Source organism: Cryobacterium melibiosiphilum, from assembly GCF_003602235.1.
Classification (GTDB): Bacteria; Actinomycetota; Actinomycetes; order Actinomycetales; family Microbacteriaceae; genus Cryobacterium; species Cryobacterium melibiosiphilum.
Genome location: NZ_QZVS01000085.1, coordinates 17,249 through 31,507, shown reverse-complemented (window position 1 = coordinate 31,507; position 14,259 = coordinate 17,249). Strand labels below are relative to the sequence as shown.

Below are 14,259 nucleotides of genomic sequence, written 5' to 3'. Positions count from 1 at the left end.
TCGAATCGAAACGCGCGTCGAAACGTGCGCCGACTGGTGTGTCGACACGTGCGGCGAAGTTTGCGCAGGCAACGGTAGGGAGTCCACATGACAGCGATAACAGGCGCAGAAACGAACAACGTGACCACGGCGCAGGCCGCCGAGGCTGCCTTGCTGAAACGGGTCCCGAGCGGGCTGTTCATCGGAGGAGAGTGGGTGGCGGCATCCGCCGGCCGTACCCTCGACGTGATCGACCCGGCGACCGGCACCGTGCTCGCGAGCGTCGCCGACGCGAGCGTCGCCGACGGCACGGCCGCCCTCGACGCCGCCGTCGCCGCGCAGGACGACTGGGCTCAGACACCGCCGCGCGTGCGCGCCGAACTGCTACGCCGTGCCTTCGACCTGCTCACCGAGCGCAAGAACGACTTCGCACTGCTGATGACCCTCGAGATGGGCAAGCCCCTGCCCGAAGCGCTCGGCGAGGTCGCCTACGGCGCCGAATTCCTGCGCTGGTTCAGCGAGGAGGCCGTACGCATCAGCGGCCGCTACGGCGCCAACCCCGAGGGCACCGGCCGCATGATCATCAGCCAGCACCCGGTCGGCCCCTGCTACCTGATCACGCCGTGGAATTTTCCGCTCGCCATGGCAACCCGAAAGATCGCCCCGGCGCTCGCCGCCGGCTGCACGGTGGTCGTCAAGCCCGCCGAGCTGACCCCGCTCACCACCCTCGCCTTCGTCGCCCTGCTCGAAGAGGTCGGCCTGCCCAAGGGCGTCGTCAACGTCATCACCACGTCGGAGTCCGGCGCGGTCTCGGCCCCGATCATCGCCGACCCCAGGCTGCGCAAGCTCAGCTTCACCGGCTCGACCCCGGTCGGCAAGCTGCTGATCAAGCAGAGCGCCGAGAACGTGCTGCGCACCTCGATGGAACTCGGCGGCAACGCCCCCTTCGTCGTCTTCGCCGATGCCGACCTTGACAAGGCCGTCGACGGCGCGATCATCGCCAAGTTCCGCAACATCGGCCAGGCCTGCACGGCCGCGAACCGGTTCATCGTCGAGGAGTCGATCGCCGCCGAATTCGGCCGCCGGGTCACCCAGCGGGTGAAGACGTTCCAGGTCGGCCGCGGCACCGAAACCGGAGTGAACATCGGCCCGCTCATCAACGACGCCGCCGTCGCGAAGGCGCACGCCCTCGTGACGGATGCCGTCGCCCGCGGCGCCGAGATCCTCACCGGCGGGCAGGCGCTCGAGCGCCCCGGCACGTTCTACGCCCCGACCGTCGTGAGCGGGGTCACCGCCGGCAGTGACATCCTCGCCCAGGAGATCTTCGGCCCGGTGCTGGCGATCACGACCTTCACCGACGAAGCGGATGCCGTGCGCATCGCCAACGACACCGAGTTCGGCCTGATCAGCTACGTGTTCACAACCGATCTCGCTCGGGGACAGCGCATGATCGATCGGCTGCAGACCGGCATGATGGGCCTGAACACCGGCGTCGTCTCCAACGCCGCTGCCCCGTTCGGCGGAGTTAAGCAGTCCGGACTCGGCCGCGAGGGCGGACTCGAAGGCATTCGCGAGTACCTCTCGACGAAGTACACCCTGACGCCCGACCCCGCCACGGTCTAGCCGCGACGGGCAGCACGCGATACCCACGCGCAGCAGACAAACCATGACCGAACAGCTCAGTTCCGGTGCGGGCGGCTTCGCCCGCTCCGGCGCCGGAGCCCGGGCGGCGCCGAGTGAGGCTGGGGCGACGCCGGATGCCGCCACCACGTGGCATCCGGCGTTTGCCACCGACATGCAGTTGACGCTGTCGCGGCTCGGCCGCGGGGCCACCGACCCGACCCACCAGGTCGCGGCCGACGGCGCCGTCTGGCGCACGACGCTCACGGTCGAAGGACCGGCCTCGATGCGGTTCACGCAGCACGACCTGCATACCCTCAGATGTGAAGCCTGGGGCGAGGGAGCTCACGCGGCGGTCGCTGCGGCATCCGCCCTGGTGGGAGAAGCCGACGACCCGACCGGGTTCGTCGCCGATCATCCGCGGCTGCACGATGCCCACCGCCGGTTTCCGGGCCTGCGCATTCCCCGTACCGGGCTCGTGCTGGAGTCGCTGATTCCCGCCATTCTCGAGCAGAAAGTGATCAGCGTGCAGGCGACCGCGTCGTGGCGAGCCCTCGTGCGCGCGCACGGCACGCCGGCACCCGGTCCGACGCCCGCCAACATGGTTGTGGGTCCGTCGAACCGGGCCTGGCAACTCATTCCGTCGTGGGAATGGCACCGGGCCGGGGTTGATCCGCGGCGGTCCCGCACGGTGATGCTGGCCCTCCAAGTGGCACGGCAGTTGCAGTCGGGGGTCAACCTCAGCCCGGCGGAGGCGGCCGCACGGCTGCGCACCGTGCCCGGAGTCGGGGTTTGGACGGCCGCGGAGGTCGCCCAGCGGGCCCTCGGTGACGCCGACGCGCTGTCCGTGGGCGACTTCCACCTGTCCAACATGATCGGGCATTCCCTGTTCGGTCGGGATATGACCGACACCGAGATGATCGTCGCGATGCAGAAATGGCAGCCGCATCGATACCGCGTTGTCCGACTGCTCGAGGCGGGCGGGGCTACCCTGAAGCCCCGCCGCGGGCCGCGGCTGAGTTTTGTCGACCACCGGCTGCACTAGCCCAACTCTTGAGAAATAATCAGGAAACATTCTCCGTGGTGCATCCGAAACCAGCCCGGGGCGCGAAGTCAGTGGGTGAGTGGTTCTTTCGACCCGCTCGTTCATCGATTTCGACCTTTGGAGATCCCATGAAGAACACCCTCCCGAAGACCCTCGCACTCGGTCTCACCGCCGGAGTCCTCGTCGGCCTGGCCGGCTTCGCCCCCGCCCAGGCCCACGATGGCCCCCGACAGCACGGACCGGAGGCCCAGCTCTCGGTGTTCCACGGCGTGCCGGGCCTCGTCGTCGACGTCTACGTCAACAACGAACTCACCCTCGATGACTTCGAACCCGGCAGTTTCGCCGGCCCCCTCGACCTGCCGGCCGGCACCTACACCGTCGCCATCACGGCAGCGGATGCCGCCGACGCCAGCGCCCCGGCCATCGGCCCGGTCGACCTCACCCTCACCGCCGGCACCGACTACACCGTCGCCGCCCACCTCACCGAGGCCGGCGCCCCCACCGCCACGCTGTTCACCAATGACACCTCGCGGCTGAAGCGCGGCGAGGGCCGCCTCACCGTGCGTCACATCGCCGCGGCCCCGGCCGTCGACGTGCTTGCCGGCGGCGCCGCCGCCGTCTCCGGCCTGGTCAACCCGCACGAAGCCGTGCTGGCGCTGCCGGCCGGGGTGATTTCGGCAGCCGTCGCCGCCGCGGGAACCACCGAGCCCCTGATCGGCCCGGCCGACGTCGACGTGGCCAAGCGCACCAACACCATCGTCTACGCCTGGGGCAGCCTCAGCGACGACAGCCTGAACCTCGCGGTGCAGACGGTCGCCACCGACAAGCAGAAGAACGGCCACCGCGGCCACGGCTACCGTGGCCACCACAAGAATCACAGCCACCACCACTAGCCTCACCGGCCTTACGGGCCTCACCGGCCTCACCGGCCTCACGGGCCTCGCCGGCCGCACGGCCGCAGAGCCCTCCGGCCTCACGGCGAGTCGGGGGCGGCAGGCACCGGCGCATAACTCCTGCACTTCGCGGCACGGCAACCGCGGGTGGCCCGGAAAGACGGGCGACCCGCGGCATCCGTCGGCCGGGTTGCAGGAGTTATGCCGGTGAGTCAGCTGCCTCTCCGGCCCGACACCCCGGCCCGACACCCCGGCCGGGTCACGGTGTGGGCCCGGAACTAAGCTGAACGGATGCCCGTCATCACCATCACCGACCTCAGTGACCCGCGCCTGGTCGACTACGCCCACCTCACGGATGTCGCCCTCAAGAAGGCCCGCGGCACCGAGCACGGCCTCTACATCGCCGAATCCGCGCTCGTGCTCGAGCGGGCACTGCGCGCCGGGCACCGCCCGCGGTCGGTGCTGGCGCTCGGCGGCACGGCCGAGGAAGCCCTGCGTGTGCTCGGGCCCGACGCGGCCGACATTCCGGTGTTCGTGGGACCGGGCGAGCTGCTTGCCGAACTGACCGGCTACATTCTGCACCGTGGCCTGATCGCGTCGATGCACCGGCCCGAACTGCCCGACGCCGACGCGCTGCTCAGCACGGCCACCCGCATCGTGATTCTCGAAAACGTCGCCGACCCGACAAATGTCGGAGCCATCTTTCGCTCCGCCGGCGCGATCGGCGCTGACGCGATTCTCGTGACTCCGCGCTGCTCCGACCCGTTCTACCGGCGCGCGATTCGGGTGTCGATGGGTACCGTGCTGCAGGTGCCCTGGACTCGGGTCGGTGATTGGACGTCAACACGCGCGCTGCTCACACGGCATGGTTTTCATGTCGCCGCCCTCGCCCTGTCAGCGGATGCCGTGAGCCTGCGTGATTTCACCGCCCACGACCACGAGAAACTCGCCTTGCTGCTCGGCGCCGAGGGAGAAGGCCTGACCCCCGAGGCCCTCGAAGCGAGCGACAGCGTGGTGCAGATTCCGATGAAGCACGGCATCGACTCCCTCAACGTCGCCGCCGCGAGCGCGGTGGCGATGTGGGCGCTGTCCTCCTGAAGGGCTGAACGTGCGGGCCGAAGAGCCGGGCTGAAGAGCCCGGCTGATCAGACCGGCTGTTCTGGCGGGCTGTTCGCTCGTCTGACGCGCCCGCGGCTCCGGCTGATTCCGGCGGTTTCTGGGCATAGTCAGGGGATCGCCGTAGGGTGGAGTCATGAGCAATGAGGCTGTCATCATCGACGTTCTGCGCACCCCGAGTGGGCGCGGCAAGCCCGGCGGTGCCCTCAGCGGCATTCACCCGGCCGATCTGCTCGCCACCGTGCTGCGCGAACTCGTCGCCCGCAACGACCTCGATCCGGCGCTGATCGACGACGTGATCGGCGGCTGCGTCAGCCAGGTCGGCGAGCAGGGCTACAACCTCACCCGCACCGCGCTGCTGAGTGCGGGGTTTCCCGACAGCGTGCCGGGCATCACCATCGACCGCCAGTGCGGTTCCAGCCAGCAGGCCGTGGCGTTCGCGGCGCAGGGGGTGATGGCCGGCAGCTACGACGTGGTCATCGCCTGCGGTGTGGAGTCGATGAGCCGGGTACCGCTAGGATCGTCGATCTCGGGCTACGGCACCGGGGAACAGGACCCCGCCGGGCAGCGGATGCGCGATCGTTACCCAGACGGCCTTGTCAATCAGGGCGTATCCGCCGAGCTCATCAACGACCACTGGCATTTGGGCCGCGACGAGCTTGACGCCTTCGCCGCCCGGTCACACCGGCTCGCCGCCGCCGCGACCGAACGCGGGGACTTCGCCGCCGAGATCGTGCCCGTCGACGCGCCCGACGGCCGACCGATCGAAGACGACGAGACCATCCGCCCGGCGACGTCGCACGCGAGCCTGTCCGGGCTGTCACCCGCCTTTCGCACCGAGCGGCTCGCCGAGCGCTACCCCGATCTGGCTTGGCACACCACAGCCGGCAACTCGTCTCCGCTGACCGACGGCGCCTCGGCGACGCTGATCATGAGCGCCACCCGGGCCGCCGAACTCGGACTCACCCCGCGGGCCCGGTTTCACGGCTTCGCGGTCACCGGCAGTGATCCGCTCTTCATGCTGACCGGGGTCATTCCCGTCACCCGGCGCATCCTCTCCCGCGCCGGCCTCAGCATTGACGACATCGACGCCTACGAGGTCAACGAGGCTTTCGCCTGCGTGCCTCTGGTCTGGCAGCAGGAACTCGACGCCGACCCCGCCCGGCTCAACCCGCGCGGCGGCGCCATCGCGCTCGGCCACGCCCTCGGATCCTCCGGAACCCGCCTGCTCACCACCCTGCTCGGCCAGCTCGAAGCAACCGACGGCCGCTGGGGTCTGCAAACCATGTGCGAGGGCGGCGGCATGGCCAACGCGACGCTGATCGAAAGGCTCTCATGATCATCAACGGATGCTCCGCCCTGGTCACCGGGGGCGCCTCCGGCCTCGGCCTGGCCACCGCGACCGCACTGCACGCCGCCGGCGCCCACGTGGTGCTGCTCGACCTGCCCGGCGCCCCCGGTGAGGCCATTGCGGACCGGCTCAACGCCGGTGCCGGCGCCGCCGCGCACGTCCCCGCGGGATCCAGCGCGAGCACCACGGTGGTGCCGCGCGACCCCGCGGCACCCATTAACCCCGGCACCAGCCACCCCCGCGCCCAGTTCGTGCCCGGCGATGTCACGAGCGCCGGCGACGTGCAGGCCGCCGTCGACGCCGCCGTGCTGCTCGGGCCGCTGCGCATCGTCGTCAACTGTGCCGGCATCGCTCCGGGAGCCCGCACGGTGGGCCGCGACGGACCAATGCCGCTCGCCGACTTCGACCGGGCGATCCGCATCAACCTCGTCGGCACCTTCAACGTGACCCGACTTGCCGCCGCGGCCATGATGAAAACCGCACCGGTCGGTGACCCGGCCCGGCAGGGAGCCGCCGAACGCGGCGTGATCGTGAATACGGCATCCGTCGCCGCCTTCGACGGGCAGATTGGCCAGGCTGCCTACGCCGCGTCCAAGGGCGGAGTCGCCGCGATGACCCTGCCCCTGGCCCGGGAGTTTGCGCCGTCCTTCATTCGGGTGATGACCATCGCACCGGGAACCTTTGACACCCCCATGCTGCAGGGGCTGCCGACCGCGGTGCGGGACTCCCTGGGGGCTCAGGTGCCTCATCCGTCGCGTCTGGGCGACCCCGCCGAATACGCATCCCTCGTGCGGCATATCGTCGACAATCCCATGCTCAACGGGGAAACCATTCGACTCGACGGCGCCATTCGCATGCAACCGAAGTAGGAGAGACCATGTCACCCGACATCCAGCTCAACGAAACCCAGCGCACGGTCGCTGTGGCACCGGGAAGCGGCGAGCCCGCCGTGCAGGTGCGGCTCGTGCACCACTACACGGCGCTACCGGCGGATGTCTGGGCCGCCCTCACCGACCCTGCCGCCCTGGCCCGCTGGTTCCTCCCCGTCACCGGTGACCTGCAGGTGGGTGGCACCTTCCAGCTCGCGGGCAATGCGGGCGGCGCGGTGCTCGCCTGCGTGCCCGGTCGGGTGCTGCGGGTGAGCTATGGCGGCCCGAGCAGCGTGGTCGTAGCCCGGCTCGACCCGGGCGTGAACGGCGGCACCACGCTGACGTTCGAGCACACCGTGCCGCTGACGATGGCCGGCAGCGGCGCCGGGGCGCTCTCTGTGGCACCGGCCTGGGAGATGAGCGTCGTGGGGCTGGGCCTGTTCCTCGCCGGGGATTTCGTCGAGGATCCGGTCCACTGGGAGGCGTCGCCCGGCATGCAGCGCTTCGCCCGGCTGTCGATCGACGCCTGGGCGGTGGCGGTGGAGCGGTCCGAGACGGCCAGCGCCATCGAGCTCTCGGCGGCTGTCGCCGCGTCCATCGCCCAGTTTGCCCCCGACACGCCCTGACCGGGCCATAACTAACACGGGTCCGCCCTCGTGCCGGTTCACGTGCTCGCTTAACAATCCAACCGGTTGGGTTGTAGGCTGGACATTACGCAAACCGGGCAAACGGGATCGGGTTCAGGGGGCACGCAGTGAATGGGTTCATCGGCGGAGTGCTCCTGATCGTGGCGGGGAGCGCGGTTCTCGCCTACGGGCTGCAGCGCACGAGTCGACTCAACCGAGGCATCCGCATCCCGTTCTGGAGTACTGCGGCTCATGCGCCGCGGGGCAGCGTCGCGCTTCGGTTGTTCGGTCTGGCCCTGTTGACGTTCGGGCATGGCCAGACCATTGCTGTCGCCGGCCGGTGGAGCCTGCTGCTGGTGCTGATCCCCGTGGCGGCTCTGACCCTTCTGATCGTCCGGCACAATCACAACCTGGCTGGGCCGCACGGCGGCCGGATCCCGGCCGACCCCGCAGGGCCGACCGGCCGAGGCGCCTAGCCGAGCTTCAGGCTGCGGCTGTCGTCGCGAATCTGGCCGACGAGCTCTTCGAGCACGTCTTCCAGGGTCAGGATGCCGAGGGTGACGCCGTCCGCGTCGATCGCGCGCGCGAGGTGTGCGCCTGACCCCTGCATCGCGGTGAGCGCTTGGCGCAGCGGCGTGTGCATGTGCACATCCGGCAGTGAGCGCATCAGAGCGGGATCCATCGGCAGCTCGCGGCGCTCGGCCTCGATCTCGAGCAGGTCCTTGATGTGGACGTAGCCGACGAGACTTCCGTCCTCCGCACGCACCGGGAAACGGGAGAACCCGCCGATCGCGACGGCCTCCGCCTGGGCGGGCGTGACATCCGCCGAAAGCGTCGTGAGCGAGAGCAGCGGAATCAGGACGCTCGACACGTCACGCTCCTCAAAGGTGAGGGCGCCGAGCAGCAGCTTCTCGTCGTTGACGTCGAGCATGCCGCCGTGGCGGGATTCCTCCACGAGCGCGGCAACCTCGTCGCGGGTGAAGACGCTGGTCACCTCGTTCTTTGGTTCGACCTTCATCAGACGCAGGAACGCGTTCGCGATGGCGTTCATGACCCACAGGAGCGGAAAGAGAACGGTCACGATGGCCACGAGTGGCGGCGCCAGCAGCATGGCCATGCGCTCGGGGCCGGCGAGGGCGATGTTCTTGGGCACCATCTCACCGAACACGACGTGCAGGTAGGTCACGAGCGACAGGGCGATCGCGAAGGCGATCGGGTGCACGAAAGCCTCCGGAACACCCATCGCGGCGAACGGGCCCTCGAGCAGGCTCGCTATGGCCGGCTCGCTGAGCGCGCCGAGGGCGAGCGAACAGATGGTGATGCCGAGCTGAGCGCCCGCCATCATGAGGGACACGTTTTCCATGGCCCTGAGGGTGATCTTCGCGGCGCGGGAGCCGGCGAGGGCCTTCGGTTCGACGATCGTGCGGCGGGCGGAGATGAGCGCGAATTCCGCGCCGACGAAGAAGGCATTGACGAGCAACAGCCCGACGGTCAGGAGCAAGCCTGCAGTGGTGCTCATGAGTGGCGCTCCGTTCGTTCGAGGGTCGAGGCCGCTGTGGGGCCGTGTTCGTGGTCGGGGTCTTCGTCAGGGTCGATCGTGTGCACCAGGATGCGCACCCGGTCGATGCGGTGGTCATCCATCGCGGTCACGTCGAAGCGGATGCGGCTCGCCGGCTCCCCGGGGACATCCGCGCTCGTGATCTCGATCGTGTCGCCGACCCGGGCGAGGCGCCCGAGTTCGAGGGTGACGAGCCCGGCGAGGGTGTCGTACTCTTCATGCTCGGGCACGAGCACGCCGAGGTGTTGGCTCGCTTCGTCGGGGCGCAGGGACGCTTCGAGGTCCCAGGCGCCGTCGGCGTCGCTGGTGATCGTCTCCTGAACGGGGTCGTGCTCGTCGCGGACTTCGCCGACGAGTTCTTCGACGAGGTCTTCGAGGGTGACGAGTCCGGCGGTGTCACCGAACTCGTCGATGAGCACGGCCATCTGCAGGCCGCCGTGGCGGAGCGTGTCCATCAGGCCGTCAAGTTCGACGGTGTCGGGCACGGTCGTGACGGGGCCCATGACCTGGCCGACGGTGACCCGGTCGCGGTCGAGGTAGGGCACGGCGAGGGCATGGCGCACGTGCACGAGGCCGAGCACGGTGCCTTCGCCGTCGCCGCCGATGATCGGGAACCGGGAATGTCCGGTCGCCTTGGCGCGAATGAGCAGTTCATGCACCGAGTCGTCGGGGTCGAGGCTGAGGATCTGGCCGCGAGGGGTCATGACGTCGTTGGCGCGGCGGTCGCCGAAGGCGAAGGAGCGCTCGACGAGTTCGGCAGTGTCGACGGCGAGGGCGCCCTGTCGGGCGGAGTGCCGCACCAAGCCGAGCAGCTCTTCGGGGGAGCGGGCCGAGGCGAGTTCCTCCTGCGGCTCGAAGCCGAGCAGGCGCACGACGCGGTTGGCGGTGCCGTTGAAAAGGCGGATCAGGTAGGCCGTGCTCGTGGTGAAGCCCCGTTGGAAGCCCTGCACCGCGCGGGCGGTGGCGAGGGGCCGGGCGATGGCGAGGTTCTTCGGGATCAGCTCACCGAAGATCATCGTGAGCGCGGTTGCGAGCACGAGGGCGATCGTCACCGAGACGGTGGTGGCGCCGGCTTCGGACAGCCCCAGGCTGAGCAGCGGGCCGTCGACAATGTTCGCGATGGCCGGCTCGGCGAGAAAACCGATTCCGAGGTTGGTGACGGTGATGCCGAGCTGGGCTCCGGAGAGCTGCGTCGACATGGTCTTCATGGCCTTGAGCACGCCCTGCGAGCGCTTGTCACCGCCTTCGGCAGCGGCCTCAGCGTCGTTGCGGTTCACCGTGATCAGCGAGAACTCGGCCGCGACGAAGGCCCCACAGGCTGCGATCAGGATCACGCCGATGATGAGAGCGAGAATTTCCATCACTTCACCCCCCGAGCGGTGTTGGTCATGCCCGAAGGCATCACGAAACGGACAAGGGCGTCACCGGGGGCGCTCATGTACTTCCATTCAGGGTGTTCACATACGTTGACGCGTGGTCCGAAAGGACAACGAAAAGGCGCCAACTTGTTTGAGCGTAGTGCTGGAGGCTGGGTATCCACCGGTCACGGGGAGGGGCCGGGGCCGCGCGCTACTCCTGCGCGTGGGCCTCCAGAAACTCGTAGACCTCGGTGTCGTCCACGCCCGGGAACGTGCCGCTCGGCAGCGGCGACAGCACGTGCGCGTGCAGCCGCGCGCTCGGCCACGCCCGCCCGGCCCAGCGCGATGCCATGGCACCGTCGGGACGGCGGCAGCACGACTCGTCGGGACAGGTCGACACCGACCGCTGCGTCGTCTCCCGGCCGCGAAACCACTTCGCCTGCGCGAACGGCACCCCGACGCTGATCGAGAACTCGCCGGCCGGCGTCGCGCCGGTCTGCGTCGCCGACCAGAACGTGCCCGCAGGCGTGTCGGTGTACTGGTAGAACTCGGTGGTGCGGTTGGTGTGCGTGAACGCGCTGCGGGCGCTCCACTGCTTGCAGACGTACTGGCCCTCGATCGACCCGGTCACGTCGACCGGCAGCGGCAGGCCGTCGTTCTCGTACCCCTTCTGCAGGGCGCCGTCACCGTTCACCCGCAGAAAATGCAGCGTCATGTCGAGGTGGCTGGTGGCGAGGTTGGTCAGCCGCAGCGCGGCGGCCTCGTGGGTGACACCGAAGGCGTCGCGAAAGTCTTCGACCGAGAGCTCCCGTTCGCGTTTCGCGTTCGAGAGAAAAGCGAGCGAGGCATCCCGGGGCATGAGTGCGGCGGCGGCGAAGTAGTTGATCTCCAGCCGCTGCCACAGAAATTCGGCGTAGCTGCCCGGACGTTCGTGCTGCAGCAGCCTGTGCCCGATCGCCTGCAGCGCCATCGACCGCAGGCCGTGCCCGCCCGGAATGGACGCCGGCGGCAGGTAGATGCGCCCGTTCACGAGGTCGGTCACCGACCTGGTCGAGTGCGGCAGGTCGTTCACGTAGATCAGGCTGAAGCCGAGCTGCTCGGCCATCACGCTCACCTCGCGGTGCGTGAGGGCGCCGACGGTGTGACCGGATGCCCGCACCCGGTCCTCGGCGAGCTGCTCGATCGCCGGCAGGTAGTTGCCCTCGTCCCTCATCCGCTCACGCAGCTCGGTGTTGGCCCGCCGTGCCTCTTCCGGGGTCGCGATCGCTTCGCTCGCCCGCCGGGACAGTTCGCGGTGCAGGCCGAGCAGGGACTCGATCGCCGGCAGCGGCATGCCCTTGGTGACCTTGACGATCGGCAGGCCGAGTGCGCCGTAGAGCGGGTTCTTCTGCGCGCGGGCCAGTTCGATCTCCAAAGCTGCGCGCTTGTTCGGGGGTTCGCGGCTGAGCAGCTCGCCGAGCTCCACGCCGAGCGCCGCCGCCAGGTCTTGCAACAGTGACAGTTTCGGCTCGCGACGCCCGTTCTCGATCAGCGACAACTGGCTGCCGGCGAGGCCAGACTCGCTGCCGAGCTGGTCGAGGGTCAGGCCCTTCTCCGTACGAAAGTGACGGATGCGATGACCCAGTGTCATGAGATCGGAGGCTTGAGGCGTCATTCCTTAACTTTATCTAAAGAATTGCCATTCTTAACTATGGAATTCGAGGGTTGACCCGTGCTGGGGGGAGCATTCTGGTCTTACCGCAAGAAATTACGGTCACCAGCAACTTCAGTACAGCAACTTCAGCGTACGTAGACCCCGCGTCTCCATCGAAGCCGAGCGGCAGAAAAGGTCCCAACATGACCCTCACGAATCCCCCCGTACACACCCCCGAGACCCTGAGCCCGAAGCGCACGGGCAGTACCGACCCGAACCTGCAGGCCTGGGTCGATGAAATCGCCCGCCTGACGCAGCCGGACGCAGTCGTCTGGTGCGACGGGTCGCCGCGTGAAGCGAGCATCCTCAGCCGCCAGCTGGTCGCCGAAGGCAAGCTCATCCGCCTCAACCCGGAATGGCGCCCCAACAGCTTCCTCGCCCGCACCAACCCGAAAGACGTCGCCCGCGTCGAAGACCGCACCTTCATCTGCAGCAACGATGAAGCGGATGCCGGCCCCACCAACAACTGGGCCGAACCGACCGCGATGCGCGAAGAACTCCAGGGTGTCTTCGCCGGCAGCATGCGCGGCCGCACGCTCTACGTCGTGCCGTTCTCGATGGGCCCGCTCGGCGGCCCGATTTCGCAGCTCGGTGTCGAGATCACCGATTCCCCCTACGTCGTGCTCAACATGGGCATCATGACCCGCATGGGCGAGCAGATCCTCACCATGATCGAAGCCGGCGACCCGTGGGTGCACACCGTGCACAGCATCGGCTACCCGCTCGTCGACGCCAACGGCGTCAAGCGCGACGACGTGGAATGGCCCTGCAACGACACCAAGTACATCGTGCAGTTCCCCGACACCCGTGAGGTCTGGTCCTACGGCTCCGGCTACGGCGGAAACGCGCTGCTCTCGAAGAAGTCCTTCGCGCTGCGCATCGCATCCGTCATGGGCCGCGACGAGGGCTGGCTTGCCGAGCACATGCTGCTCATCAAGCTGATCTCACCCGAGGGCAAGGTGTTCCACGTCTCTGCGGCGTTCCCGAGCGCGTGCGGCAAGACGAACCTGTCGATGCTGCAGCCGACCATCCCGGGCTGGAAGGTCGAGACCATCGGTGACGACATCGCCTGGCTGCGCCAGGGTGAAGATGGACGTCTCTGGGCCATCAACCCCGAGGCCGGCTTCTTCGGAGTCGCCCCCGGAACCGGTGAGACCACCAACCCGACCGCCGTCGCCACCATGTGGGGCAACACCATCTTCACCAACGTCGCCCTGCGCGACGACGGAGACGTCTGGTGGGAAGGGCTGACCGACACGCCCCCCGCACACCTCATCGACTGGCAGGGCAAGGACTGGACGCCCGCGTCCGGCCGCCCCGCCGCCCACCCGAACTCCCGCTTCACCGTCGCTGCCGCCCAGTGCCCGTCGATTGCCGACGACTGGGAAGCGGCCGGCGGAGTGCCGATCGACGCCATCATCTTCGGTGGACGCCGCGCGACGAACGTGCCGCTCGTCGCCCAGGCCCGCAACTGGAAGCACGGCGTCTTCATGGGAGCTACGATCAGCTCCGAGAAGACCGCCGCCGCCGAAGGAACCGTCGGCGAGCTGCGCCGCGACCCGTTCGCGATGCTGCCCTTCTGCGGCTACAACATGGCCGACTACTGGGCGCACTGGCTCGCGGTGGGCAAGTCCCTCGGCACGAAGGCTCCCGCGATCTTCCAGGTCAACTGGTTCCGTAAAGACGAAGACGGCAGCTTCATCTGGCCCGGATTCGGCGAGAACTCTCGTGTTCTCGAGTGGATGGTGCGCCGCCTCGAAGGCCAGGCCGAAGCCCGCGACACCCCGATCGGCCTGCTGCCGACCGCTGATGGCCTGAACGTCGAGGGTCTCGACCTCTCCGAGAAGGACCTCGAGCAGCTCTTCGCGATCGATCCCGCGTCCTGGCTCGCCGAGTGCGACCTCACCGAGGAATACTTCAACAAGTTCGGCGACCGTGTGCCGCCGGCCCTGCTCGCCGAGCTGGCCAGCGTGCGCTACCACCTCAAGGACTAACGCCGAGGCCGCGCCGGGAACGACCCGCTCTCCCTCTGCTCCACCTGCCCGGCACTATCCGGGCAGCGCACGACAGCACCACAGCGACCCCGTCACCTCCCGTGGCGGGGTCGCTTGCGTGTGGTGTGCGCGGCGGAGGCGGGCCGTAGGATGCTGG

General features: G+C 68.7%; 12 protein-coding genes. 9 read left to right on the top strand and 3 right to left on the bottom strand.

What is annotated here, in order from left to right:
• Window positions 1-87: 87 nt before the first annotated feature.
• The 8 genes from D6T64_RS11690 to D6T64_RS11655 all read left to right on the top strand — a co-directional run bounded on the left by D6T64_RS11690 (window position 88) and on the right by D6T64_RS11655 (window position 7,975).
• Entirely contained in the window at window positions 88-1,602 is a 1,515-nt protein-coding gene (locus D6T64_RS11690) for an NAD-dependent succinate-semialdehyde dehydrogenase (RefSeq protein WP_119974856.1), read from the top strand.
• Window positions 1,603-1,645: 43 nt separating this feature from the next.
• Entirely contained in the window at window positions 1,646-2,644 is a 999-nt protein-coding gene (locus D6T64_RS11685) for a DNA-3-methyladenine glycosylase family protein (protein WP_233551101.1), read from the top strand.
• A 128-nt stretch (window positions 2,645-2,772) separates the two neighbouring features.
• Complete coding sequence (locus tag D6T64_RS11680; RefSeq protein ID WP_119974855.1) at window positions 2,773-3,537, top strand: DUF4397 domain-containing protein; 765 nt, start codon at window positions 2,773-2,775, stop codon at window positions 3,535-3,537.
• 291 nt (window positions 3,538-3,828) lie between these two features.
• Entirely contained in the window at window positions 3,829-4,635 is an 807-nt protein-coding gene (locus tag D6T64_RS11675; protein ID WP_119974854.1) for a TrmH family RNA methyltransferase, read from the top strand.
• Between the two features lie 154 nt (window positions 4,636-4,789).
• On the top strand, window positions 4,790-5,992 hold the full coding sequence (locus D6T64_RS11670) for a thiolase family protein (protein WP_119974853.1): 1,203 nt from the start codon (window positions 4,790-4,792) through the stop codon (window positions 5,990-5,992).
• On the top strand, window positions 5,989-6,873 hold the full coding sequence (locus tag D6T64_RS11665) for an SDR family NAD(P)-dependent oxidoreductase (RefSeq protein ID WP_119974852.1): 885 nt from the start codon (window positions 5,989-5,991) through the stop codon (window positions 6,871-6,873). Before D6T64_RS11670 ends, D6T64_RS11665 begins: the two co-directional genes overlap by 4 nt.
• Before the next feature lie 8 nt (window positions 6,874-6,881).
• A complete protein-coding gene (locus D6T64_RS11660; protein ID WP_119974851.1) occupies window positions 6,882-7,499 on the top strand; it encodes an SRPBCC domain-containing protein in 618 nt (205 codons plus the stop codon).
• Window positions 7,500-7,627: 128 nt separating this feature from the next.
• Complete coding sequence (locus D6T64_RS11655) at window positions 7,628-7,975, top strand: hypothetical protein (RefSeq protein ID WP_147364533.1); 348 nt, start codon at window positions 7,628-7,630, stop codon at window positions 7,973-7,975.
• Here the strand turns inward: D6T64_RS11655 and D6T64_RS11650 are convergent.
• The 3 genes from D6T64_RS11650 to D6T64_RS11640 all read right to left on the bottom strand — a co-directional run bounded on the left by D6T64_RS11650 (window position 7,972) and on the right by D6T64_RS11640 (window position 12,069).
• Window positions 7,972-9,018 carry a hemolysin family protein gene (locus D6T64_RS11650; RefSeq protein ID WP_119974849.1) on the bottom strand — a complete coding sequence of 349 codons (1,047 nt, stop codon included), beginning with the start codon at window positions 9,016-9,018 and terminating at the stop codon, window positions 7,972-7,974. The genes D6T64_RS11655 and D6T64_RS11650 overlap by 4 nt on opposite strands.
• Window positions 9,015-10,418, bottom strand: a complete 1,404-nt coding sequence (locus D6T64_RS11645) for a hemolysin family protein (RefSeq protein ID WP_119974848.1) — start codon at window positions 10,416-10,418, stop codon at window positions 9,015-9,017. The genes D6T64_RS11650 and D6T64_RS11645 overlap by 4 nt, the downstream gene beginning before the upstream one ends.
• Window positions 10,419-10,626: 208 nt before the next feature.
• Window positions 10,627-12,069, bottom strand: coding sequence for a helix-turn-helix domain-containing protein (locus D6T64_RS11640; RefSeq protein ID WP_119974847.1), 1,443 nt, complete (start codon window positions 12,067-12,069; stop codon window positions 10,627-10,629).
• A gap of 182 nt (window positions 12,070-12,251) precedes the next feature.
• On the opposite strand from D6T64_RS11640, the gene D6T64_RS11635 reads away from it, so the two are divergent.
• Window positions 12,252-14,102 carry a phosphoenolpyruvate carboxykinase (GTP) gene (locus D6T64_RS11635; RefSeq protein ID WP_119974846.1) on the top strand — a complete coding sequence of 617 codons (1,851 nt, stop codon included), beginning with the start codon at window positions 12,252-12,254 and terminating at the stop codon, window positions 14,100-14,102.
• Window positions 14,103-14,259 lie beyond the last annotated feature (157 nt).

Bases quoted from the DNA above. Each gene is read 5' to 3' on its own strand.
- D6T64_RS11690 (WP_119974856.1), top strand. From the start codon at position 88: ATGACAGCGATAACAGGCGCAGAAACGAACAACGTGACCACGGCGCAG.
- D6T64_RS11685 (WP_233551101.1), top strand. From the start codon at position 1,646: ATGACCGAACAGCTCAGTTCCGGTGCGGGCGGCTTCGCCCGCTCCGGC.
- D6T64_RS11680 (WP_119974855.1), top strand. From the start codon at position 2,773: ATGAAGAACACCCTCCCGAAGACCCTCGCACTCGGTCTCACCGCCGGA.
- D6T64_RS11675 (WP_119974854.1), top strand. From the start codon at position 3,829: ATGCCCGTCATCACCATCACCGACCTCAGTGACCCGCGCCTGGTCGAC.
- D6T64_RS11670 (WP_119974853.1), top strand. From the start codon at position 4,790: ATGAGCAATGAGGCTGTCATCATCGACGTTCTGCGCACCCCGAGTGGG.
- D6T64_RS11665 (WP_119974852.1), top strand. From the start codon at position 5,989: ATGATCATCAACGGATGCTCCGCCCTGGTCACCGGGGGCGCCTCCGGC.
- D6T64_RS11660 (WP_119974851.1), top strand. From the start codon at position 6,882: ATGTCACCCGACATCCAGCTCAACGAAACCCAGCGCACGGTCGCTGTG.
- D6T64_RS11650 (WP_119974849.1), bottom strand. From the start codon at position 9,018: ATGAGCACCACTGCAGGCTTGCTCCTGACCGTCGGGCTGTTGCTCGTC.
- D6T64_RS11645 (WP_119974848.1), bottom strand. From the start codon at position 10,418: ATGGAAATTCTCGCTCTCATCATCGGCGTGATCCTGATCGCAGCCTGT.
- D6T64_RS11640 (WP_119974847.1), bottom strand. From the start codon at position 12,069: ATGACGCCTCAAGCCTCCGATCTCATGACACTGGGTCATCGCATCCGT.
- D6T64_RS11635 (WP_119974846.1), top strand. From the start codon at position 12,252: ATGACCCTCACGAATCCCCCCGTACACACCCCCGAGACCCTGAGCCCG.